Here is a 366-nt window from a genome sequence, read left to right as displayed (position 1 = left end):
GGCGATCTGGTGGACGAGGCGCTGGAGCGGTACACCCAGCCCCGGCCACCAGCCCTGTCGACCGGATGGTGCGACATCGACGAGATCCTCGACGGAGGCTTGCGGCCCGGCCAGATGTGCGTCGTCGCAGCCCGAACCGGGATCGGCAAGACCGTCATCGGCATCAACCTCGCCGTGGAGGCCGCCCGGCAGGGCAAGGGCAGCGTCATCGCCTCGCTGGAGATGGCACGCGAGGAAATCACCGACCGGATCATCGCCCAGGTCGCCGCAGTGGAGCTATCCAGGCTCACCACCCATCGCCTGGACCCTCACGACTGGGCTCGGGTGCGCACCGCCCAACGTCAGCTCCGGGACGTCCCGCTGCGG

Annotated in this window: 1 protein-coding gene; it reads left to right on the top strand. The window is 69.7% G+C overall.

The features are described from left to right. Window positions 1–366, top strand: a 366-nt coding sequence (locus IEY55_RS31495; protein ID WP_189062235.1) for a DnaB-like helicase C-terminal domain-containing protein, incomplete at both ends; no start/stop codon positions are given.

The organism is Longimycelium tulufanense, assembly GCF_014645795.1.
Taxonomy (GTDB): domain Bacteria; phylum Actinomycetota; class Actinomycetes; order Mycobacteriales; family Pseudonocardiaceae; genus Longimycelium; species Longimycelium tulufanense.
This window is presented reverse-complemented; position numbering and strand designations above follow the sequence as displayed.